This is a genomic window from Streptomyces sp. NPDC048255, assembly GCF_040652415.1.
Classification (GTDB): Bacteria; Actinomycetota; Actinomycetes; order Streptomycetales; family Streptomycetaceae; genus Streptomyces.
This window is the reverse complement of the sequence record NZ_JBEZMA010000021.1, coordinates 1-21,351: the sequence shown is the minus strand read 5'-3', so window position 1 is coordinate 21,351 and position 21,351 is coordinate 1. Positions and strand designations below refer to the sequence as shown.

19 protein-coding genes and 1 pseudogene are annotated in these 21,351 nt (G+C 74.0%); 13 read left to right on the top strand and 7 right to left on the bottom strand.

What is annotated here, in order from left to right; genetic code table 11:
• Positions 1–6 precede the first annotated feature (6 nt).
• Genes AB0D94_RS18415 through AB0D94_RS18395 form a run of 5 tightly spaced genes read right to left on the bottom strand, consistent with a single transcriptional unit; the run spans position 7 to position 4,444 of the window.
• Complete coding sequence (locus AB0D94_RS18415) at positions 7–255, bottom strand: phosphopantetheine-binding protein (protein ID WP_362052534.1); 249 nt, start codon at positions 253–255, stop codon at positions 7–9.
• A 30-nt stretch (positions 256–285) separates the two neighbouring features.
• On the bottom strand, positions 286–1,962 hold the full coding sequence (locus AB0D94_RS18410) for an AMP-binding protein (RefSeq protein ID WP_362052532.1): 1,677 nt from the start codon (positions 1,960–1,962) through the stop codon (positions 286–288).
• A 30-nt stretch (positions 1,963–1,992) separates the two neighbouring features.
• A complete protein-coding gene (locus AB0D94_RS18405) occupies positions 1,993–3,033 on the bottom strand; it encodes a ketoacyl-ACP synthase III family protein (protein ID WP_362052530.1) in 1,041 nt (346 codons plus the stop codon).
• Entirely contained in the window at positions 3,030–3,215 is a 186-nt protein-coding gene (locus tag AB0D94_RS18400; protein ID WP_362052528.1) for a tautomerase family protein, read from the bottom strand. Before AB0D94_RS18400 ends, AB0D94_RS18405 begins: the two co-directional genes overlap by 4 nt.
• Positions 3,197–4,444 carry a DegT/DnrJ/EryC1/StrS family aminotransferase gene (locus AB0D94_RS18395; protein ID WP_362052526.1) on the bottom strand — a complete coding sequence of 416 codons (1,248 nt, stop codon included), beginning with the start codon at positions 4,442–4,444 and terminating at the stop codon, positions 3,197–3,199. Before AB0D94_RS18395 ends, AB0D94_RS18400 begins: the two co-directional genes overlap by 19 nt.
• Before the next feature lie 219 nt (positions 4,445–4,663).
• On the opposite strand from AB0D94_RS18395, the gene AB0D94_RS18390 reads away from it, so the two are divergent.
• From AB0D94_RS18390 to AB0D94_RS18375, 4 genes are read left to right on the top strand one after another with little or no spacing between them, the layout of a single operon-like run.
• On the top strand, positions 4,664–5,743 hold the full coding sequence (locus AB0D94_RS18390; RefSeq protein ID WP_362052524.1) for an LLM class flavin-dependent oxidoreductase: 1,080 nt from the start codon (positions 4,664–4,666) through the stop codon (positions 5,741–5,743).
• Positions 5,740–6,294: a nitroreductase family protein gene (locus AB0D94_RS18385; RefSeq protein ID WP_362052522.1), complete on the top strand. Its 555-nt coding sequence runs from the start codon at positions 5,740–5,742 to the stop codon at positions 6,292–6,294. The genes AB0D94_RS18390 and AB0D94_RS18385 overlap by 4 nt, the downstream gene beginning before the upstream one ends.
• Complete coding sequence (locus tag AB0D94_RS18380; protein WP_362052520.1) at positions 6,251–6,577, top strand: DUF6092 family protein; 327 nt, start codon at positions 6,251–6,253, stop codon at positions 6,575–6,577. The genes AB0D94_RS18385 and AB0D94_RS18380 overlap by 44 nt, the downstream gene beginning before the upstream one ends.
• Positions 6,578–6,591: 14 nt before the next feature.
• Positions 6,592–7,305 (top strand): tRNA-dependent cyclodipeptide synthase, encoded by a 714-nt coding sequence (locus AB0D94_RS18375; protein WP_362052518.1) that lies wholly within the window; start codon positions 6,592–6,594, stop codon positions 7,303–7,305.
• Here the strand turns inward: AB0D94_RS18375 and AB0D94_RS18370 are convergent.
• The gene (locus AB0D94_RS18370; protein WP_362052516.1) at positions 7,289–8,083 is read right to left on the bottom strand and encodes a BTAD domain-containing putative transcriptional regulator; all 795 of its coding nucleotides are present in this window, start codon (positions 8,081–8,083) and stop codon (positions 7,289–7,291) included. The two genes, AB0D94_RS18375 and AB0D94_RS18370, sit on opposite strands and share 17 nt — an antisense overlap.
• Positions 8,084–8,333: 250 nt before the next feature.
• Between AB0D94_RS18370 and solA the strand changes: the two genes are divergently transcribed.
• The 9 genes and pseudogenes from solA to AB0D94_RS18325 form a co-directional block, all read left to right on the top strand.
• Positions 8,334–9,518: an N-methyl-L-tryptophan oxidase gene (solA, locus tag AB0D94_RS18365; RefSeq protein ID WP_362052514.1), complete on the top strand. Its 1,185-nt coding sequence runs from the start codon at positions 8,334–8,336 to the stop codon at positions 9,516–9,518.
• A complete protein-coding gene (locus AB0D94_RS18360; protein WP_362052512.1) occupies positions 9,515–10,021 on the top strand; it encodes a flavin reductase family protein in 507 nt (168 codons plus the stop codon). Before solA ends, AB0D94_RS18360 begins: the two co-directional genes overlap by 4 nt.
• A 52-nt stretch (positions 10,022–10,073) precedes the next feature.
• Complete coding sequence (locus AB0D94_RS18355) at positions 10,074–11,174, top strand: AMP-binding protein (RefSeq protein WP_362052510.1); 1,101 nt, start codon at positions 10,074–10,076, stop codon at positions 11,172–11,174.
• Entirely contained in the window at positions 11,174–12,622 is a 1,449-nt protein-coding gene (locus AB0D94_RS18350) for an aldehyde dehydrogenase family protein (RefSeq protein WP_362052508.1), read from the top strand. Before AB0D94_RS18355 ends, AB0D94_RS18350 begins: the two co-directional genes overlap by 1 nt.
• 205 nt (positions 12,623–12,827) lie before the next feature.
• Complete coding sequence (locus AB0D94_RS18345) at positions 12,828–13,160, top strand: phosphopantetheine-binding protein (RefSeq protein ID WP_362052506.1); 333 nt, start codon at positions 12,828–12,830, stop codon at positions 13,158–13,160.
• Positions 13,153–16,032 (top strand): beta-ketoacyl synthase N-terminal-like domain-containing protein, encoded by a 2,880-nt coding sequence (locus tag AB0D94_RS18340; RefSeq protein WP_362052504.1) that lies wholly within the window; start codon positions 13,153–13,155, stop codon positions 16,030–16,032. Before AB0D94_RS18345 ends, AB0D94_RS18340 begins: the two co-directional genes overlap by 8 nt.
• A 2-nt stretch (positions 16,033–16,034) precedes the next feature.
• Positions 16,035–16,808 carry an alpha/beta fold hydrolase gene (locus tag AB0D94_RS18335; protein WP_362052502.1) on the top strand — a complete coding sequence of 258 codons (774 nt, stop codon included), beginning with the start codon at positions 16,035–16,037 and terminating at the stop codon, positions 16,806–16,808.
• Between the two features lie 20 nt (positions 16,809–16,828).
• Positions 16,829–17,884 (top strand): aldo/keto reductase, encoded by a 1,056-nt coding sequence (locus tag AB0D94_RS18330; protein WP_362052500.1) that lies wholly within the window; start codon positions 16,829–16,831, stop codon positions 17,882–17,884.
• A gap of 26 nt (positions 17,885–17,910) precedes the next feature.
• A pseudogene (locus AB0D94_RS18325) lies at positions 17,911–20,061 on the top strand (type I polyketide synthase); the annotation flags it as partial.
• 276 nt (positions 20,062–20,337) lie between these two features.
• Here the strand turns inward: AB0D94_RS18325 and AB0D94_RS18320 are convergent.
• Positions 20,338–21,234 (bottom strand): LysR family transcriptional regulator, encoded by an 897-nt coding sequence (locus AB0D94_RS18320; protein WP_362052733.1) that lies wholly within the window; start codon positions 21,232–21,234, stop codon positions 20,338–20,340.
• Positions 21,235–21,351 lie beyond the last annotated feature (117 nt).

The following is a 21,351-nucleotide window of genomic DNA, read 5'->3' as shown; positions in this document are numbered from 1 at the left end:
CCGGGCTCAGGACTCCGCGGTGACGGAGGCGACGTGCCGGACCCAGCCCCCGATGGTCGGATCCGCCACCAGGGACTCGAATTTCACGGGTACGCCGCTGCGCCGCCAGCGGCCGCTGAGCCGCATCAGGTCCAGTGAGGTCAGGCCCAGGAGAACGAGGTTCGCCTGGTCGGGGATGTCGTCGGGCGCCGTGTCGATCAGCGCGGCGACCGCCGCGCGGATCTCGTCCGCCGAGCGGGGCGCGTCGGTGTCCATCGTGGTGTCGGCCTTTCTGTGGCGGTCGGTTCAGCCCGCGTGCGGCGCCGCCGCACGGGGCGCGCGGGCGGGGAGGAACGCCCCTGCGGCGGGGACGGCCTCGCCGCGGGCGAGCGCGGCGAGCACCTTCTTGTCGGTCTTTCCGAGACCGGTCAGGGGCAGTTCGGTGACGATCTCGACGCGGTCCGGCAGCTTGTACGCGGCCAGGCCGCGCTGCTCCAGGGCCGCCTTGATCTCCGCCAGCACCGGGGCCCGGTCCACGGGGACGAGGAAGGCGCAGGTGCGCTCACCCAGGAACTCGTCGGGATAGGGCACGACGGCCGCGCGGGCGACCGGTCCGAGGGCCAGGAGGTGGCCTTCGACCTCGGCGGCGGAGACCTTGTCGCCGCCGCGGATGATGACGTCCTTGATGCGTCCCTCGATCACGAGGTTCCCCTCGGGCGTCAGCCGCGCCAGGTCGCCGCTGCGGTAGAAGCCGTCGTCGGTGAAGGCCCGGCTGTTGTGCTCCGGGGCCCGGTAGTAGCCCCGCAGGGTGTACGGGCCGCGTGTGAGCAGCTCGCCGATGCCGCCCGGCGGCAGCTCCCGGTCCTGCTCGTCGACGATGCGGATCTCGTCGGCGGCGGAGACCGGCCGCCCCTGGGTGGTCAGTACGGTGGCGGCCGGATCGTCCTCGCGGGTGAAGGTGAGCAGTCCCTCGGCCATCCCGAAGACCTGCTGGAGCCGGCAGCCGAAGGCGGGCTCGACGCGTGCGGCCACCTCCGGGTACAGCTTGGCGCTGCCGACCTGGAGGAAGCGGAGGCTGCCGAGGTCCGCCTCGTGCCACTCCGCTGCCTCCAGCCACAGTTGCAGGACGCTCGGCACGACGGAGGTGAAGGTCACACCCTCCCGTTCGATGAGCGGGAAGCACCGCTCGGGGGTGGGGTCCTGGGCCAGCACCACGGTGCCGCCGGCACCGATCATCCCGATCACCCCGGGGCAGCCCCAGGTGAAGTTGAACTCGACCGGCAGGACGGCGAGGTACACGTCGTCGCCGCCGACGGGGCCCGCCGCGCGGGCGGCCCGGGTCTGGCAGACGTAGTCGTCGTGGGTGCGCGGTATCAGTTTCGGCAGGGCCGTGGTGCCCCCGGACAGCAGGAAGAACGCCACGTCCGAGGGGTCGGGGGCGGGCAGCGGCACGGGCTCGGCGTCCACCTCCGGCAGCGGTACGACGTCCCCGTCCCCGGCCTGCGCGGCGCCGGAGACGAACAGGTGCGTGAGCCCGACGACCTCCGCGCGGACCTGCCGGGCCAGGGCGAGGTGGTCGAAGCCGTGGTGGCTGCGCGGGAAGACGTACCCGACCGCGCCGGAGTGGTCGCAGAGGTGGCGGATCTCCTGGGCGCGGTGGGCGGGCAGCGCGAAGACCGGCAGCGCACCGAGGCGGAACAGCGCGAAGCACACGACGACGAAGTCCGGTCCGTTGGGCAGCTGGACCACGACCCGGTCGCCCGCGCCGATGCCGCGCGCGCGGAAGCCGGCGGCCATCCGGCGGGTGCGCAGGCCCAGTTCGGCGTACGGGATCCGTACGTCGTCCTGGACGAGCGCGGCCTTGCCGCCGTGTGCGGCGACGGCCGTGTCCAGCAGGTCCACCAGGCTCTCGCCGCGCCAGTGGCCCTCGGCGCGGTGACGTGCGGCCGCCTCGGGCGGCCAGGGGGTGCATCCTTCGAGCATCGGAAGAACTCCTCTCGGTCTCTGACCGGGTCAGCCGGTCCCGCCGGGCTCGGCGGTGATCTCCAGGAGGGCGCAGGCGGCCTCCATGCCGGTGGTGAAGCCGAGCATCAGCACCTGGTCCCCGGGCCGTACCTGTCCGCTGCTCCAGAGGTGTTCGAGACCGAGGGCGAAGTCGGACACGCTCGCGTGGCCGACGCGACGGTTGAACTCCCACGTACCTCGCTCGGCGCTCAGGCCCAGCGGGTCGAGGAGGAACACGTTCAGGGGATCCTGGTTGAAGCCGTTGTGCACGATCCGCGTGACCTGGTCGAGTGAGCTGCCGGCAGAAGCCAGCGTGCGCTGCACGCTGTCGGCGATCAGCTCGCCGAAGTCCCCGAGGGGGATGGCGCCGCCCTCGGCCCACTTCAGCCGCCAGTGCTCCAGCCGGGTCTCGAAGTCCATCACCCGGTCCACCGGCGTCTGCGGGGGCAGCAGGGGCTCGTCCCCGCGGTGCATGGCCTCCATGCCGGGCTGCGAGACGAAGTCCATGGCGAGCAGCCGGGCGAAGCCGCCGCGCCGTGAGACGACCAGGGAGGAGCCGGCGTCCGCGAGCACGAACATCGACGAGGACCGCCAGCGGTCCACCAGGGGTGTCGCGAAGTTGTCGGCCGCCGTCAGCAGCATCGCCGCGCCGGGATCGGCCGAGGCGGTCAGGCGCAGCGCCGCCGTCTGGAGTCCGGCCAGCAGACCGAGGCAGCCGTGCTGGACGTGGAAGGCGGACACCGGCCGGTCCAGCGTGTGCAGCAGGACGTAGTGGGCGGGCGACCAGCCTTCGGGGCCCTGGTGGTAGGTGCTGCTGTGGAGCAGGCCGAGGAAGTCCTCGGGCCGGTGGCCGGATCGCCCGATGGCGGTCCGGGCGGCGCGTACGGCCATGTCTACGGCGGGCAGGGACTCCTCGACGGCGACCGACTCGAGGCCGGAGGCCGCGCGGGCCTCCTCGTCGTAGCGGCCGGTGCGGACCGCCTGCTGCGTCGTGACGGCGGGCGGGAGGTAGGTGCCGACTCCCGCGAGGTGGACGCTCTCGAAGTTCATGCGCCGGGCTTCCCCGCGATGCCCCAGTTCTCCCGGGGCACGGGCGTGAGCACCACCCAGACGGCGTCGCGCACCTCCTCGCCCAGCACACCCGCCGCGGCGTCGGTGAGGCGGCCGATCAGCTCGGCGCGGGTGCGCTCGTCGATCCGGTCCTGGTAGAGCTTTACGTCGATGAGAGGCATGACAGTCCTTTCACTTCGGAGCTGAGAACGTCTTCGAGAGCGGCCACCAGATGGTCGACCTGGCGGTCGGAGAGGCCCGGCTGGCAGGGCAGGTTGACGTGCTGGCCGAACCACGTCTCCTCGGCGACCGGGCACTCCCCGAGGCCGTGGCCCCGCTCGCGCCACTCCGGCAGCAGATGGAGCGGCAGGTAGCGCAGCTGGACCTCCACACCGCGCTCGTCGAGCCCGCGGACCACCGCCTCGCGCAGGCCGGGCGGGCCGTCCACGAAGAAGGTGTGGAGGTGCTGGGCGTGCCGCACGCCGGGCCGGGGGCGCTGGAGGCGGGTGCAGGGGTGGCGGGCGATCACCTCGTCCAGTCGGCGGGCGATCTCCCGCCTGCGGTCCACCAGTTCGTCCAGCCGTTCCAACTGGGCCAGGCCCACGGCGGCCGCCGCCTCGGACAGGGTCGCGTTGGTGCCCGCGCGGCGGACGTCGGAGCACACCTGCTCGTAGGCGGACGACGCGTACTTCATCCAGGGCAGCAACTCCCGGCCGGGCGCGAGGCCCTCGTGGCGGGCAGGGGCGAAGTCTCCGTCCACCTCGTTGGAGCGGAGCCGGTCCAGCCGCTCGGCCCAGTCGTCCCGGTCCAGGGTGATCATGCCGCCCTCGCCGAGGGTGGTGATGTTCTTGGACGCGTGGAAGCTGAAGCAGCCGATGTCGCCCAGGGAGCCGGGACGGCGGCCGTCGTACACCGCGCCCAGGGCGTGCGCGCAGTCCTCGATCACCGTGATGCCCCGGTCCCGGGTCACCGCCGTGATCTCGTCCATCTCGGCGGTCCAGCCGCCGTAGTGGACCAGTACCACGGCCCGGGTGCGGTCGGTGATCAGCGACTTCAGTGACGCCGGGTCCATGTTCAGCGAGTCGGGGTCGACGTCGCAGAACCGGACGGTGGCCGGCAGCCCGAGCAGCGGCTGGACGGTCGCCTGGAACGTCTGGGGGGTGACGATGACCTCGTCGCCCTCCTTCAGGTCCAGCAGGTGGATGGCCAGTTCCAGTGCGACCGTGCCGCTGGTGACGGACAGGGCGTGCCGCGTGCCGATGTGCTCGCGGAACCGCTGCTCGAAGCGGTTCCGGAACGATCCCGTGGACAACGAGCCGTCCGAGGCGATCAGTTGCTCTAGCGCCTTGGCCTCGGCTGCACCGAGGATGCTGCCACGGCTCGCGTACGGCACGGCGTAGGTTCCGCGCATGACGGGTCCTCCGGCGTTGAGGTCGGGGGGCGCTGCCGCATCCCACGGCAGGCATGCCGGAAATCAAGCATTCCGGCCCCGCCCCGGGCAATGGAAAACAGCATTCCTGACGCCGGGCTGACAGCCTGACGCCGAAATGCGGCCTCCGGTTGACGGGCTGCGGCGCACCCGCTTTCCCTTGGTCCGGCACACCAACCCCGGTTACCAGGAGGTGCGGGAATGACGGAATTCGGTGTCAACTTCTTCCCGGTGGTCGATCCAGCGGTCAAATCCGCCACCGCGTACTACGACGAGACGCTGCGGCTCATCGAATTGGCCGAGGCGCTGGGATTCACCCAGGCGCAGACGGTCGAGCACTATTTCACGGCCTACGGCGGCTACAGCCCCGACCCGGTGACGCTGCTCACCGCGGCGGCGGCCCGGACCAGTCGCATCCGCATCGGCACGGGAGCCGTCGTCCCCGCCTTCACCCACCCGGTGAAGCTGGCCGGCAAGCTGGCGATGCTGGACCACCTCTCCCACGGGCGGCTGGACGTCGGCTTCGGACGGGCCTTCCTGCCCACCGAGTTCGCCGCCTTCGGCATCCCGATGGACGAGAGCCGCGCCCGGTTCGCGGAGGGCGTCGAAGCCGTCCGGCAGCTGTGGACCACGGAAGACCTGGTCTGGGAAGGCCGCTTCCACCAGTTCGGCCCGGTGACGCTGCTGCCCCGCCCCTACCAGCAGCCCCATCCGCCCCTGTACATCGCCTCCGCGACCAGCGTGGACTCCTGTGTGGCCGCCGGCGCCGCGGGTCACCACCTCCAGGTGGTGCCCTCGGTGACCTCGGCGGAACAGCTCGCCGCGATGCTCGACGCCTACCGCGGCGCCTGGGACGGGGCCGGCCACCCCTCCGCCGAGCGCCGTATCCAGATCAAGTTCACCTGCTACGTCTCCGAGGACCGCGAGGAGGCCCACCGGCAGGCCGAGTTCCACGAGCGCCAGTACGTCGAGCACATGGCGCGCGCGGTGGCCCCACTGGCCACCGAGGGCTCCGCCGACTACCCCGGCTACGAGAAGTTCCTGGACAAGGCGAAGAACTACGAGTTCAGGGCGGCGCTCGAAGGGGGCAAGGTGCTCGCCGGGGACCCGGACGGCGTACGCGAACAGATCGCCGCGGTGCGTGCCCGGTTCGGCACCGACCTGTCCTTCAGCCTCCAGTTCAACCCCGGCGCCACGGCCTTCGCCCGCGCCGCCACGGCGATGGAACTGTTCGCCGCGCACGTGATGCCCGCCTTCACCGGACAGGACGTGGCCGCATGAGCGACCTGCTCGACGTCATGCGCAGCCGCACCGTCCTGCGCAACTACTCCGGCAAGCCCGTCGACGACATCGTGGTCGACGACCTGCTGAGCGCCATGGTCAGCGCCCCGACCGCCTCCAACAAGCAGGCCTGGTCGTTCGTCGTGGTACGGGAGCCGGAACGGGTCCGCCGGCTGCGGGCCTTCTCGCCCGGCATCATCGGCACCCCCGCGCTCGTCGTCGTGGCCTGCGTCGACCGCTCCCGCACCGACCGGCTGCCCGGGCACATCTCGCGGAAGATCTACGAGACCAGCCGCCTGTGCGTAGCCATGGCCGTGGAGAACCTGCTGCTCGCGGCGCACGCGCGCGGGCTGGGCGGCTGCCCGGTGAGCAGCTTCCGGGAGGCCGCCGTACGCACCCTCCTCGGCATCCCCGACCACATCGAGCCGCTGCTGGTGGTCCCCGTGGGCCACCCGGCCGAGGCTCCCGCACGCTCCGACCGCCGCGACAAGAACGAGGTGATCAGCCATGAAATCTGGGGACAGCGTCCTGCCGCAGGCCCGGCTGCATGAGGAACTCGCCCTGCTGGCGGCGTACCTGCTGAGCAGCGGGCGCGGACTGCTGGAGGAACCCGCGGACTACGGCGCGTACCGCTGCACCGACGCGGCCCGCCGGGTCCTGGACCTCCTGGAGCGGACCGGTGGGCACAACCCCGGGCTGCACGCCGTCCGACGGAGCCTGGACGACGTCATGTTCGCCCCCATGGGGGGTGACGTCGACATGGCGGAAATCCTGGACGGCCTCTGCGAACGGATGATCGACGCCCTGCGCGAGCCCGCATCCGACAAGAGCTGAGGGAGGGACCGTACATGCGAGGCAATCAACTCGCCGAATTACGCCATGGGATGTACACCGAGCCGCTCAGTGAATCCTGCCGGCGCATCCTCGAACGCGGCGAGCACGCTCTCGTCGGCGTCAGTGCGGGAAACAGCTATTTCGACCAGGAGCGCCTGACCGCACTGCTGGAATGGGCCCGCCGCACTTTCGCCGAAGTGGACGTGGTGTACGTAGACACGCACATCGACACCATGCTCGTCGCCGACGGCCGCACCCCCGAATACGCGGCGCGCTCGGCCCGTAGCACCGTCAAGGACGTCCGCCGCAGGATCCGCAGAGCGGTGGAGCGGGTCGACCCGGACGGCCTGCGGATCCGGGTGCGCGCGCTGAGCGAACTGCAGGACACCCCGGAGTACCGGGAAGTGCGGCGCCGGACGGACCGTGCCCTGCTGGAGGATGCCGGATTCGCCGCCACCTGCGAGGAGATGGTGGGCCAGGTGCTGGAGCACCGCACGGGCCGGGGAGCCGGCGCCACCACGGCGCACTGGGAGGCCGGCATGGGCTACGTCCGGGCCGAGGCGCCGCTCTTCGTCGACGCGCCCACCGTTTTCAACGTGCCCTCATCCATGGTCTGTTACCACATGAACACCCCGATCAGCACCCATCTCGTGCAGCCGGACTCGACGTTCCGCGTCGCACCGGGCCACGGCCACATGATCGTGAAGCCGTCTACTCCGGACAGCTGACCAGCGCCGTCAGGCGCTCCAGCCGGGTACGCAGGGAGCGCTGCTCGGAGGCGAGCAGCCGGATGATCCCGTGCAGCCGTTCGATCTCGTCGGGGCGGCCGGAGTCCGGCCCCGGACGGCGGGCCCGCACCACCACCGGGGCCGGCCGGCCGCGCAGCGCGAGGGCCAGCTGCTCCTGGAACCGGGACCGCCCCGGGTGCGCCGCCACCGCCGCCCGCAGCTCGCCGAGCACGTCCTCGTGGCGCCCGGTGCGCAGGGCGGTGTCGAAGAGCGTCTCCAGCGCGTCCTGCCGGATCCGCTCGTACCCGGCCGCGAGCCCGGCGCAGATCGGACCCCTGGCAATGCCTTCGAGCACCTCGCCCCGCCACAGCGCGAGCGCCTGCCGCAACGCCTCGTACGCGGCCTGCGGTTCCTGCTCGGCCAGCCCCCGCGCCGCGGCCACGGCCAGCCGGAACCGGCCGGCGTCGGTATCGCGCTCCCCGGCCGCGAGCTCGTACCCGGTGCTGTGCCGGACCAGGCGGGGCGCGTTGGCGCGCTCGGGCTCCGCCAGCGCCAGCCGTCCCCGCAGCCGGGACACGTGGGCCTGCAGGGCGTTGGCCGCCTTGGCGGGCGGGCGCTCGCCCCACAGCTCACGCGTCAGCCGCCCGGTCGGCACCACCACGCCCGGCCGCGCCAGCAGCGCACCGAGCAGGGCGCCCTGCATCGGGCCGGCCAGGCGCACCCGACGCCGCTGCCGCTCGTCGTGCACCTCGGGCACGCCCAGGATCCTGATGAGCATCCGTTCCCCCTTCGTCGCTCTCGTGCTCCGAGAGGACCACGGGCGGGGTGGCGGGGGCGTGAGTGAGCGGTACTCAACCGGGCCGGGGCGCCCGGGGGCGCCACACCGGCCGGACCGCCCCGGCCCGGTGCTGTCCGGGTACCGGAATTGAGTACCGACCACTCAGGCGCCGGACCGCGACCGCGTGGTCCGGTGGTCGCGGTCGTTCCGGCCGGTCCGGTCGCAGACGGAGAAACGGGAAGAGGAGCAGATGAGTCGGTGGGACGCGGACGTGGCCGTGATCGGACTGGGGGCGTGGGGGTCCGCCGCCCTGTGGCAGCTGGCATCCCGCGGCGTCGACACGATCGGCTTCGAGAGCCGCCGGCCCGGGCACGCACTGAGTTCTTCGTACGGCGGCTCGCGGATGTTCCGCACCACGTGCCTGGAGCACCCGGGGCTGGTACCGCTCGCGAGGCGGTCGGGCGAGCTGTGGCAGCGGCTGGAGGAGGAGGCCGGCCGGCGGCTGTTCTTCCCCCACGGGGGCCTGCTGATCGGGCCCGAGGAGGGCGTCGTCGTCGGCGGGACGCTGCGCGCGGCCCGGACGCACGGCATCGAGGTGCGCACCATGGGAGCGGCCGAGCTGCGCGAGCGGTTCCCGCGCCACACCGGCGTACCCGGGCACCACCTCGCCGTGTGGGAGCCGTCCGCCGGCCTGCTGCGGGCGGAGGACTCCGTACGGGCCGCGACCGGACTCGCCCGCGCCGCCGGCGCCCGCGTGCGCACCGACACCCGCGTCAGCGCGGTCGAAGCGGTGCCCGGCGGCGTCCTGCTGCGGACCGCCGAGGGCGGGACCCGGGTGCGCCGCGTGGTGGTCACGGCCGGGTCGTGGCTGCCCGCCCTGGTGCCGGGACTGCCGCTGCGGACCCTGAGGATGCCCCTGACCTGGTTCCGGCCGGCGGCCGACGACGGGAGCTTCGACCTGGAGCGCTTCCCCGTCTTCATGCGGGAGACCGAGGAGGGTCCCGTCCTGTGGGGCAACGGCCGGGAGGGCGGGTACGAGGTCAAGCTCGGCCTGGAGGGGTACGGGCCCGGGGCCCGTGCCCTCGACCCGGAGGACGACGGCGAGCGGTCGGTCCGGCCCGAGGACTGGACCGACGTGGCCCGGATGCTCCCGGGCCGGCTGCCGGGCCTGGAGGACCTGCCGGCCCAGGTGGCCGTATCGCTGTTCACCCGCACGCCGGACGGCCAGTTCGTGCTCGGCCCGCTGGACGACGACGGACGGATCGTGGTCGCCGGCGGGTGCAACGCCCACGGCTTCAAACACGCCACCGGGATCGGTGAGGCCCTGGCCGACCTGGCCACCGGCCGCACCTCCGAGATCACCCTCGGCTTCCTTTCCCCCGGCCGGTTCGGCCGGACCGCCGCGACCGCCTCCCCGATGGAGCGTGCACTGTGAGGACACCGGTCCAGGACGCCACCACCCTGACCGACCCGGGGCGGTTCCGCGACGCCATGGCGCTGCTGCCGGCCGCCCTCACGGTGGTCACCACCGTCGACGGCCTCGGCCGCCGCTGGGGGTTCACCGCCAGCTCCGTCACCTCCGTCTCGCTCGGCCCGCCGCTGCTGATGGTCGGCGTCGGCCGGACCTCGAGCTGCCACGAGGCGCTCGTGAACGCACCGGAGTTCGTCGTCAACGTACTCGGCGGGCAACACCGCGACCTGGCCGCGAAGTTCGCCGCCCACGGCGTCGACCGCTTCGCCGGCGAGGAGTTCGCCCACTGGCCGGGGACCGGCCTGCCCGTGCTGCCCGACGCGCACGCCGCCTACCGCTGCCTGCGCCACGAGGTCGTACCCGCCGGCGACCACGACCTGCTGCTCGGGGCGCTCGCCGGGGTCCGGGCCGGGCACCCCGGCAGTCCGCTGCTCTGGTACCGGCGGACCTTCCACACCCTGCCGTGAGCCCGCCGGGCGCGGTCACCGTATCCCCGCTCCAGCTGCCCCAGGAGGCACAGTGTCACCCGTAGAGCGATCCGTGCTGGACCTGCCCTTCGATGTGGCCCCGGATCCCGACGAGTTCGTCCGCGCGGCCATGGAATGGCACTTCGACCCGCGGACCGGGTCGCCCTACTGGCTGCGCCGGGCCGCCTCGCTCGACTTCGACCCGCGCCGCGACGTCAAGACCCACGCCGACCTCCGGCTCTTCCCCAACGTGGTGAACGAGCTGCGCGAGGTCCCCGTGACCGACCTGCTGCCGCGGGGCTACGGCGGTGCGGCGGACATCGTCGGCACCTTCGAGAGCGGCGGCACGACCGGCGCGCCCAAGCGCGTGATCTGCCTGCGGGACTGGATGGACCGCATGCTCGCCTGGAGCACCGCCAACCTCGACCTGCACGGCTTCCCGCGCGGGGCCCAGTGGCTCGGGGTCACCCCCTCCGGGCCGCACATCGTCGGGCGGATCTTCCAGGAGTCGGCCACGACGCACGGCAGCCTGGGCTTCCACGTCGACCTCGACCCGCGCTGGGTGAAGAAGCTGATCGCCGCCGGGCGCCAGGACCTGGCCGACGACTACGCCGAACACGTCGTCGACCAGGCCGCGTTCATCCTGCGCACCCAGGACATCGGAGTCATGACCATCACCCCGCCGCTGCTGGAGCGGCTCGCGCGCCGCGACGAACTCGTCGACCTCGTCAACGAGAAGGTGAAGGCGATCCGCTGGGGCGGCACCCAGATGGACGCCGACACCCGCCACCTGTACCGCACCGAGGTCTTCCCCGGGGTGAGGCTCTACGGCCACTACGGCAGCACCATGATCCTGGGCATCGCCGGGCAGCGGTTCGACGAGGACGACGCGGACGCGTGCGTCTTCGACACCCTCTCGCCGTACGTGACCTTCCGCGTCGTCGACCCGGCCACGGGCGACCCGGTGCCGCACGGAGCCCGCGGGCAGGTCGTGATGAACCACGTCAGCAAGGGGCTGCTGCTGCCCAACAACCTCGAACGCGATCTCGCGACCCGCGTCGAGGCGCCGGCGGGACACGCCGGCGACTCGGTCCAGGACATCGCGCCGGTGACCCGCTTCGACGACGAGGCCGTCATCGAGGGGGTCTACTGATGACGCGGCCGCCCCTCACACCCCCCACCGCACCCGTTGCCGGGCCGGCGCCCGCCGCGCACGACAGCGCGGCCACGGCCGGACCCGGGCCGCTCGTACTGGACGTGCTCGGGCCCACCGGGGCGTACCGGGCCCGCAACCGCCAGGTCGTACCCGATCTCACCGGCGTCCCGGCCGTCGAACTCGGCCTCGCGCCCCGGCTGTTCGTCAGCCGGGCCATGAGCGCCCTGCGCACCGCCACCCCGCTGCCGCTGGACGACCGGGTGGCGGCCATCGCCCGCGCCGGCGAGCTGTTCGCCACAGCGGAACTCGGCGGACTCACCCCGGCCGCCTACGAGCACGCCGTCAGCCGTGTCGCCGGCATCCCGCTCCCCGTGGTCCGCACGGCCACCCGGACCCTGGCCCGCCGTACCGCCGACCTCTACCGCGGGCTCCGCTTCGCCCGCCCCGCCGGCGCCGTCGGCGACTGGCGCGACCCCCTCACCCGTACCGGACGGGCGGTGTGGGCCCGGCGCGGCGAGGTCCTCGCCGTCCACGCCGCCGGCAACCACCCCGGCACGCACAGCCTGTGGCCCGAGGCGCTGGCCCTGGGCTACCGGGTGGCGGTACGCCCCTCCCGCCGCGAACCCCTCACCCCGCACCGGCTCGTCACGGCCCTGCGCGCCGCGGGCTTCCCCGACGACCACGTGGTCCTGCTGCCTGCCGAGCACGAGGCGGCCGGGGCCATGCTGCGCGACGCCGACCTCGCGTACGGCAGTGACGAGGTCATCCGGGAGTTCGCGGACGACCGGAGCGTGCTGCCGCTGACCCCCGGACGCAGCAAGGTCCTCCTGACCGCCGACAGCGACTGGCGGCGCCATCTCGACACCGTAGTCGACTCGATCGCGCACCACGGCGGCACCGGCTGCGTCAACGCGACCGCGGTGTTCGTCGAGGGCGACCCGGCGCCCGTGGCACGGGCCCTCGCCGAGCGCCTCGCCACGCTGCCGAGCCTGCCGCCGCAGGACGAGAAGGCCGTGCTGCCCGTGCAGAGCGCGGCCTCCGCCAGGATGCTGGAGAAGTACGTCCTCGGACGGGCCGAGGGCGCCAGGACCTGGCTCGGCGGGGACGGCATCGTCGACGAACTCGGCGACGGCAGCGCCGTACTGCGACCCGCCGTCTTCCAGCTCGACCGGCCGGACGACCCGGCCGCCGGCACCGAAGTGCCCTTCCCCTGCGTCTGGGTGTGCCCCTGGAACCGCGAGGCGTGGACCGCGCCGCTGCGCGACACCCTGGTCCTCGGCGCCTACACGGCCGACGAGCGGCTCATCGACGCCCTCCTGCACGAGCCGAGCATCAGCAACCTCCACATCGGCGACCACCCCACCCACTGGACCGACACCGGTATGCCCCACGACGGCTATCTGGCCGATTTCCTGATGCGCAGCAAGACGGTGCTGCGCGGCTGAAAGACGTTCACTCCGCAAGGCGTCGGCGACCCGTTTCCCGCGACGGGCCGCCGGCGCCTTCGCGCATGCCCGTGCCCGCAATTCCCATAACGAATTCTTCTGACCCCGAGGGAATGCAGCTATTGGACATCCGGGTCCGGCACTTGGACGATCAAATGGCCGACCGCCCTGTAATTCCCGCGAATGACGCATTGGAGTGGCCCCCGTGACATCCCAGTCGCCCCCACCGGAACAGCGGACCGAGCAGGTCGTCGCCGACATCTGGAGCGAGGTGCTCGAACTGCCGCACGTGGGTCCGCAGGACAACTTCTTCGACCTGGGCGGGCATTCCCTCCTGCTGGCCATGGTCCGTGAGGGCATCGCCCGGCGGCTGGGCAGGGACGTGCCGCTGGTGGAGCTGTTCGCCCACCCCACCGTCAGCGCGCTCGCCCGCTACCTCGACGACGGCGGCCGGTCCCCGGCGGCCAGGCCCCGCGCCGTCGACCGCGCCCGGCTCGGCAGCCGGCGCGCCGCCCTGAGGGGAGGCACCGGTGACTGACGCCGACCGGATCCCGGACGACAGCGGCCACGTGGCAGGCCCGTTCCCGGACGACAGCGGCCACGTGGCAGGCCCGTTCCCGGACGACGGCGGCCACGTGGCCGTCATCGGCATGGCGGGCCGCTTTCCCGGCGCGCGGGACACCGACGAGTTCTGGCAGAACCTCGCCGGGGGACTCGACACCATCACCCGGGACGAGGCCCGGCCGCTCCGTACCGCCGCCGGTGACGGCGCCGGTACGGCGGGCGGCCCGCTCCACGTACCGGCCCGCGGCCTGCTGGAGCACGCCGAACGGTTCGACGCGGGCTACTTCGGCTACTCCGACGACGAGGCCCTCCTCCTCGACCCGCAGGCCCGGGTGTTCCTCGAATGCGCCGTCGCTGCCCTCGAACACGCGGGGCAGGATCCCGACCGCTGCCCGGGGCCCGTGGGCGTGTACGGCGGATCGACCGAGACCGCCCACCTCCGGACGGTGCTGACCCACCGGGAGCGCTTCGCCCACCTGACCGACGACGACCTGCTGCTCGGCGCGGCACCGGAGTTCCTGGCCTCGCGCACCGCCGAGCGGCTGGGCCTGCGCGGACCCGCGACGACCGTCCAGTCCGCCTGCGCCACCGCTCTCGTCGCCGTCCACCTCGCCGTCCAGGGGCTGCTGAGCGGCGACTGCGACCTCGCCCTCGCAGGGGGCGTCGCCGTGCACGTCCCGCCGAAGGCGTCCGGATACAGCGAGGACGGCATCCTCTCCGCCGACGGCCTCACCCGTACCTTCGATGCCCGCGGCGACGGGACCGTGGCGAGCAACGGCGTAGGGATCGTGGTCCTCAAGCGCCTGCGCCACGCGCGCGCCGACGGCGACAGGATCCTCGCCGTGATCCGCGGCTCCGCCGTCACCAACGACGGCTCCGCGCGCATCGGCTTCACCGCGCCCAGCGTCGAGGGGCAGTCGGCCGCGGTCCGGGCGGCCCAGCTCACCGCCGGGGTGGACGCCGGGACCATCACCTACGTGGAGGCGCACGGCACGGCGACCCCGCTCGGCGACCCCATCGAAGTCACCGCACTGACCCGGGCGTTCCAGGAGGACACCGCCGAGCGGGGCTACTGCGCCATCGGATCGGTCAAGAGCAACATCGGCCACACCGACGCCGCCGCGGGTGCCGCCGGGCTCATCAAGACGATCCTCGCGCTGGAACACGCCGCGATACCGCCCACCCTCCACTTCCAGGAACCCAATCCGCAGATCGACTTCGCGTCCGGACCGTTCCGGGTGGCCACCCGCCATGAGCCGTGGCAGCCCCGGGGCGGCGTCCGCCGCGCCGGAGTCAGCGCGTTCGGCGTCGGCGGGGCCAACTCCCACGTCGTCCTGGAGGAGGCGCCCGCCCCACCGCCCACCGGCCCGGCCCGGCCCGTGCAGCTCCTCGTCCTCTCCGCCCGGACCCCGGCCGCCCTGGGCGCCGCGGCCGGCCGGCTCGCCGCGCACCTGAGGACCGCGCCCGAGGCGGTCCTGGCCGACGTCGCCTGGACCCTGCAGACCGGCCGCCGTGAGCACCCCTGCCGCGGCTACGTCGTCGCACGGGGGGCCGCGGAGGCGGCCGCCGCACTCGACACCCTGGCCGCCGGGGCCGCCCGCACCGGGCCCACCGTGGGGGTGCCGGGCAACCGCCCGGTGGTCCTGGTGTTCCCCGGCGCCGGCGGGCTCCCGGGCCCCGGCCGGCACCCGCTCGCCGAGCCGGAGTACGAGCGCGCCTTCGCCGCCTGCCTCGACGCCCTCGACCCCGATCTGGCGGCGGTCGTCCGCGGCGCCGGCCTGTCCGGGGATGTCCCGGACGAGCGCGACGGCTCCCCGGACCCGGCCGTCCGCGCCGTCCGCGCCTTCGCCCGGGAGTACGCCCTGGCCCGGCTGTGGATCCGGTGGGGAGTACGGCCGGCGGGCGTCGCCGGGACCGGGGGAGGGGCTCTCGTCGCGGCCGCCGTGGCGGAGGTCCTCGACCTGCCCGGCGCACTGCGCCTGGCGGCCGCCCGGGCCCGCGCCACGGGGTCCGCGCGCCAGGACGCGCTGCTCGCCCTCGCCCGTACGAGCGGCCCCCGGCCGCCCCGCATCCCGCTGTACTCCAGCCGGGACGGGCGATGGCACGACGCTTCCGGCCCGGCGCCCGGCGCCGCCTGGTGGGCGCGTGAGTGGGCGGGTGACGGCCCGTGCGATCCGCAGGCCGCCGGTCTCACCACCGTGCCGGCCCCCTCCGGCAGGGCCGCCCCCGTCCTGCTGCGACCGGGACCCGGACCGGCCGCGGCCCCCGGCGGCCGGGAGGAACTGCTGCTCGCGCCGCTGGCCGGGCCGGAGTACGAGAGCGACGCGGCGGCCTCGGTACTCGACGCGCTCGGCAGGCTGTGGGCCGCCGGAGTCCCCGTCGACTGGAGCGGCGCGCACGACGGCGCCCGCCGCGCCAGAGTCCCGCTGCCCGGCTACCCCTTCGAACGCCGCCCGTACGTGCTGCTGCCCCCGCAGGACCGGCCGGAAGCAGAGTCCGCCACCGGCCCGCACCCCGGCCAGGACCTGCCCGCCCCCGGGCCCGCCGCTGCCGCCGCCGGCCGGGAGGGGAACGACGACAGCACCGAGGGGGGCACCCTCGCCCTCGTCCTGGAACTGTTCCGCCAGGTCCTGGGCATGGCGGAGGTCGACCCCGAGGACAGCTTCTTCGACCTCGGCGGCGACTCGCTGATCGCCTCCCGAGTGCTGGCCGAGATCCGTGAACGGCTGCCCGTCGAGCTCACCGCGAAAGCGCTCTTCGCCGCCCCCACCGCCGTCGAGTTCGCGGAGTTCCTCGACGAGAAGCTGGCCGGCGAGGACGTACGGACCCACGAGAGGCAGGCGTGAACATGGCGCACCCCACCGCGGCGGCGGCCCGGTCCGCCGGGCCCACCGCGACCCGCTGGCTCGCCTGCCGGGACCGCAAACCCGGCGCCACGGCCCAGCTGTACTGCTTCGCCCACGCCGGCGGCTCCGCGGGCGAGTTCCTGCGCTGGTCCGACGACCTGCCGGGGGTCCGGGTCCTGGGCCTGAAGCTGCCCGGCAGAGCCCCGCGCCAGCAGGAGCCGCCGTTCACCCGCATGCCGGACCTGGTCGACGCCCTCGTGGAGCAGGTCGGCTTCGGGCCCGGACCGTTCGCCTTCTTCGGACACAGCCTCGGCGGCCTGGTCGCCCACGAGGTCGCCCGCAGGCTGCGCGACGCCGGCCGGCCGGGACCGCGGCGGCTCTTCGTCTCCTCGGTCCAGCCCCCGCCGTTCACCACCCGTCAGCCGGTGCACCGGCTGCCCCCGGCCGAACTGCTCACCGAGATCGAGCGGCGCTGGGGTGCGCTGCCCGCCGTCGTCCACGAGGACGACGAGCTGCGCGACGTCGTCCTCGGCTACTTCAGGGCCGACATGGAGATCGCCGAGACCTACGCGTTCGACCCTGGGACCCCGCTCACCGTCCCGGTCACCGCGTTCGCCGGGGACCAGGAGGACGGCGACCTGACCGGCTGGGGCGCCCACACCACGGGCCCCTTCCGCCACCACACCCTGCGCGGCGGCCACTTCTACTTCCGCGACCCCGAGCAGCGGCGAGAGCTGCTGCGCCACGTCCACCGGGCGCTCAGCGCCGAGCACTGACGCGACAGAGGAGGCGCACCATGCGCTATACGACCTTCGGACGCAACAACGGCCTGCGGGTCTCGGAACTCGCCCTGGGAACCGCCAACTTCGGTGCCTCCTGGGGCGGCGGGGCCACCCGGGAGGAGGCCCGGAAGATGTTCGAGCGCTTCGCCGACGCCGGCGGAACGTTCATCGACACCGCCGACAGCTACCAGCTCGGCCAGTCGGAACAGTTCCTCGGCGAGCTCATCGGCAGCGAGCGGGATCACTTCGTCCTGGCCACCAAGTTCTCGCTGGGCAACGCACGCCCCCACGTCTCCACCACCGGCAACAGCCGCAAGAACATCATCCGGTCGGTCGACGCGAGCCTGAAGCGCCTGGGCACCGACCACATCGACCTCTACTGGGCCCATCTGCCCGACACCGTCACCCCCGTAGAGGAGATCCTGACCACCCTCGACCAGCTGGTCCGCTCCGGAAAGATCGGCTACACCGGGCTGTCCAACTTCCCCGCCTGGCAGGTCTCCCGGGCCGTGACACTGGCCGAACTGCGGGGCTGGACCCCGCTGGTGGGCGTCCAGTTCGAGTACAGCCTCGCCGAGCGCAGCGCCGACCGGGAACTGCTGCCCATGGCCGAGGCGCTCGGCCTCGGCACCGCCCTCTGGGCGCCGCTCGGAGGCGGGCTGCTGACCGGCAAGTACCGCGACAGCCGGCGCGGCAGGCTCAGCGACTGGGAGGGCCGCGGCATCCGTACGGAGGACAGCGCGCAGCGCACCGCCGTACTCGACACCGTGCTCGACGTCGCCCGGGAGAGCGGGCACCAGCCCGCCCAGGTGGCCGTGGCCTGGCTGCGCGCCCGGGCCGCGGCGGCGGCCACGGCCCTCGTGCCCGTCATCGGCCCGCGCAGCGCCGGCCAGCTGGAGGGTTACCTGTCCGCGCTGGACGTGACCCTCGACGAGGCGTCCCTGCGGCGGCTCGACGAGGTCAGCGCCGTACGGCCGGGCACGCCCCACGAGCTGGTGGCGAACACGCTCGACGTGGTCCTCGGCGGAGGAGCCGGGCGTGTCGTACGGCCGGCCGTACCGGTGGCGTGAGCGAACGAAGGAGGAGGAACGACGACATGAACGCGACCGACCCGGCCGACGCCCAGGCCGACGCCCCCGCACCCGGCCAGGCACATGCCCAGGAATCCGACCCGGCACCTGCCCCGGCACCCGAACCGTCGTCCGGGCAGGCCCCCGACCCGGCCGACGACGGATCCGCCGTCGCCGTCATCGGCATGGCGGCCCGGTTCCCCGAGGCGGACGGCATCGCCGCCTACCGGGACCGGTGGGCGCACGGCGCCCGCCCCGGACCCCTGCTGGAGGACGCGGACGCCTTCGACCACGCGTTCTTCGGCCTCTCGCCCGGCGAGGCCCTCATCACCGACCCGCAGCAGCGCGTCCTGCTCGAATGCGCCCAGCACGCGCTGGAGGACGCCGCCTGCGATCCCGCCCGCGAGGAAGGGGTCATCGGCGTCTACGCGGGCTGCGGCAGCACCCCGTACGCCGCGCGGCTGCGCCGCGAGCCGCACCGGCTGCCCTTCGCGGACGACTGGCAGATCAGGATCGCCACCGGCGCGGACTTCCTCGCCGCCCGCCCCGCGTACAAGCTGGGGCTGGCCGGGCCCGCGGTGACGGTGCAGGGCGGGGCCGCCACCATGCTCCTGGCCGTCCACACCGCGGTGCAGGGGCTCCTCGCCGGCGACTGCGACCTCGCGCTGGCGGGTGCGGTCACCGTCCGCCCCGCCGGCCCGGACGGCGAGGGGTCGGTGGGCGGCTGCGGGATCGTCGTCCTCAAGCCGCTGCGCGAGGCGCGCGAGGCGGGCGACCGCATCCACGCCGTGGTCCGCGGCACGGCCGTGGCCAACGGGGACGACGCCGGCGGCGTCGCGCGGCAGGCCCGCGCGGTGGCCGGGGTCGCGGCCGAGGCGGTGGTCCCGTTCCGGGCGGACCGCTCGCGGGCGCCCGGGACCGCCGTCACCGACACCGTGCCCGGCGTCGCGGCCTTCCTCGACGCCGTGCTCGCCGTCTCGCCGGAGGCGCCCGGCGGCCCGGGCCTGACCGGCGTCGAAGCCGCGGGCCCGCACGGCCTGCACGCGCACGCCGTCGTGGCCCGGCCGCCGCGCGCGGACCGCACGGACGCCGGGCCCGAAGAGGACGGGGGCTGGCAGCTGCTGCCCCTGTCGGCGCGCGACGGGGACGCCCTCGACGAACTGACCGCACGGCTCGGAGCGCACCTGGCCGGCCGGCCGGGGGAGCCGGTGGCGGACGTGGCGTGGACGCTCCAGACCGGGCGCACCGCACGCCCCGCGCGCAGGTTCGTCGTCGCTCCCGGTACGGCCGCTGCCGCGGCGGCGCTGAACAGCGGCAAGCGCCGGCTGACCCCGTCCGGTACGGCCCCGGGGACCGCGCGCCCCGTCGTCTTCACCTTCCCCGGCCAGGGCGGCCAGCACGTGGGCATGGCCCGCATGCTCTACCGCGCCGACCCCGGCTTCCGGGCCGACGTCGACACCTGCTCCGAACTGGCCCGGCCCGCGCTCGGACTCGACCTGCGCTCCCTGATCGACCCGCGCGACGCGGCCGAGGAGGAGCGGGCGCGCCACGCGCTGTCGACCATCGAGGTCGGCCAGCCGGCGGTCTTCGTGGTCGAGTACGCGCTGGCCCGGGCCCTGGGACGGTGGGGAGTACGCCCGGCCGCGGTCGTCGGGCACAGTCTCGGGGCGTACGCCGCCGCGTGCCTGGCCGGGGTGTTCTCCCTGCCCGACGCGCTCGACCTGGTCGTGACCCGGGGCAGACTCCTCCAGAGCCTGCCGCCGGGGTCGATGGCCGCCGTCGGGCTGCCCGAGTCCGAGGTCCTCCCGCTGCTCCCCGACGGGCTGGGCATCGGAGCCGTCAACGGGCCCGGACAGGTCGCGGTATCGGGGCCGGCCGGCCTGGTGCAGCGCTTCGTGCGGGAATTCCCGCGCCCGGACGTCGAGGTCAAACTGCTGAAGATCGCCACGGCGGGGCACTCGGCCCTCGTCGAGCCGATCCTCGACGAGTTCGAGGCGTACGTGGCCGCACTGCGCCCGGCCAGGCCCGTGGTGCCCGTCGTCTCGGACACCACCGGAGGCTGGGCCGACCCCGGAGACATCGCCACTCCCGGCTACTGGCGCCGGCACCTGCGCCACGCCGTACGGTTCGGCGACGCGCTGTCCACGCTCGCGCGGGAGCCCGCGGGCACCCTCCTGGAGGTCGGGCCGGGCCTGACGCTGACGTCTGGCCCGCCGCCATCCGGCGCTCGCCGGCCCGGACCGCCTCATGCTCCACACCCTGCCGCACCCCGCCGACGAGACCCCGGAGCTGAGCATCCTGCTGACGGCCCTCGGCCGGCTCTGGCTCGCGGGTACGGAGCTGGACTGGGCGGCCCTGCATCCGGGCGGCCGCCGCCGGGTCCGGCTGCCAGGACACCCCTTCCGCCGGACCAGGTTCACCCTGGACTCCGTGGCGGCGCGCTGACCGGCCCTTCAGCTTCCGGCCGGCTCCCCGAGCTCCCGGCGGGCGTGCGTGAGGAAGGCGCGCGCCGCCGGGCTGACCGGGCCCTCCGCGCGCCACGCCAGCGCCAGCCGCCCGCGCAGGTGCGCACTGTCGATCCGTACGGTGCGCAGCTGCCGGGCGTGCGCGCGGGCGAAGGGCTGGGGAAGGATGGCGAGCCCCAGCCCCCGGGCGGCCAGCTGCGCGAGCACCAGCGGATCGCTGGCCTCGAAGGCGATGCGCGGGGTGGCGGCCACGGCGGACCAGGCCGCCTCGACGGACGTCCGCAGCCCGGTGCCGGGCGGCAGGCAGATCAGGGTGTGATCACGTATCTCCTCGACGGACACCCGCTCGCGGTGGGCCAGGGGATGGCCGGCGCTGACCGCTCCGACGAGCAGTTCGTCGGCGATGACCTGGACGTCCAGGCCGGGCGGCGGATCGGTGGCCATGCCGATCACCGCGACGTCGATCCGCCCCGTACGGACGCCCTCGGCGAGGTGGTCCGAATTCCCCTCCGACAGGGCCATGTCGATGGACGGGTGCAATGCGTGGAAATCGGCCAGCAGTTTCGGCAACGACAGATGGGAGGAGGAGGCGACCGTCCCGATGGATACCTGACCCCGCAGGAGCCCGGTGACCTCGTCCACGGCGAGGCGGGCGCCGGCCACGGCGGCCAGTGCGGCCCGGGCGTACGGCAGCACGGCGACGCCCGCATCGGTCAACTGCACCTGACGGCCACTGCGGTCGAGCAGTTCCTGTCCCAACTCGCGCTCCAGCCGGCGTATTTGAGCGCTCACTCCCGGCTGCGCCACGTGTACGCGCGCGGCGCCCCTGGTGAAGCTCGCCTCCTCGGCAACGGCGACGAAGTATTCCAACTGGCGCAGTTCCATGAGCGCCGAGTCTAAAGGGTGGCTTATGAGTGAGTTCTCTTCGCTGGTGTCGCGGGTCGAGGGTGAGGTGTTCCTGCCCGGGCAGGAGGGTTTCGACGAGGAGCGGACGGGTTTCCA

Bases quoted from the DNA above. Each gene is read 5' to 3' on its own strand.
- AB0D94_RS18415 (WP_362052534.1), bottom strand. From the start codon at position 255: ATGGACACCGACGCGCCCCGCTCGGCGGACGAGATCCGCGCGGCGGTC.
- AB0D94_RS18410 (WP_362052532.1), bottom strand. From the start codon at position 1,962: ATGCTCGAAGGATGCACCCCCTGGCCGCCCGAGGCGGCCGCACGTCAC.
- AB0D94_RS18405 (WP_362052530.1), bottom strand. From the start codon at position 3,033: ATGAACTTCGAGAGCGTCCACCTCGCGGGAGTCGGCACCTACCTCCCG.
- AB0D94_RS18400 (WP_362052528.1), bottom strand. From the start codon at position 3,215: ATGCCTCTCATCGACGTAAAGCTCTACCAGGACCGGATCGACGAGCGC.
- AB0D94_RS18395 (WP_362052526.1), bottom strand. From the start codon at position 4,444: ATGCGCGGAACCTACGCCGTGCCGTACGCGAGCCGTGGCAGCATCCTC.
- AB0D94_RS18390 (WP_362052524.1), top strand. From the start codon at position 4,664: ATGACGGAATTCGGTGTCAACTTCTTCCCGGTGGTCGATCCAGCGGTC.
- AB0D94_RS18385 (WP_362052522.1), top strand. From the start codon at position 5,740: ATGAGCGACCTGCTCGACGTCATGCGCAGCCGCACCGTCCTGCGCAAC.
- AB0D94_RS18380 (WP_362052520.1), top strand. From the start codon at position 6,251: ATGAAATCTGGGGACAGCGTCCTGCCGCAGGCCCGGCTGCATGAGGAA.
- AB0D94_RS18375 (WP_362052518.1), top strand. From the start codon at position 6,592: ATGCGAGGCAATCAACTCGCCGAATTACGCCATGGGATGTACACCGAG.
- AB0D94_RS18370 (WP_362052516.1), bottom strand. From the start codon at position 8,083: ATGCTCATCAGGATCCTGGGCGTGCCCGAGGTGCACGACGAGCGGCAG.
- solA (WP_362052514.1), top strand. From the start codon at position 8,334: ATGAGTCGGTGGGACGCGGACGTGGCCGTGATCGGACTGGGGGCGTGG.
- AB0D94_RS18350 (WP_362052508.1), top strand. From the start codon at position 11,174: ATGACGCGGCCGCCCCTCACACCCCCCACCGCACCCGTTGCCGGGCCG.
- AB0D94_RS18335 (WP_362052502.1), top strand. From the start codon at position 16,035: ATGGCGCACCCCACCGCGGCGGCGGCCCGGTCCGCCGGGCCCACCGCG.
- AB0D94_RS18330 (WP_362052500.1), top strand. From the start codon at position 16,829: ATGCGCTATACGACCTTCGGACGCAACAACGGCCTGCGGGTCTCGGAA.
- AB0D94_RS18320 (WP_362052733.1), bottom strand. From the start codon at position 21,234: ATGGAACTGCGCCAGTTGGAATACTTCGTCGCCGTTGCCGAGGAGGCG.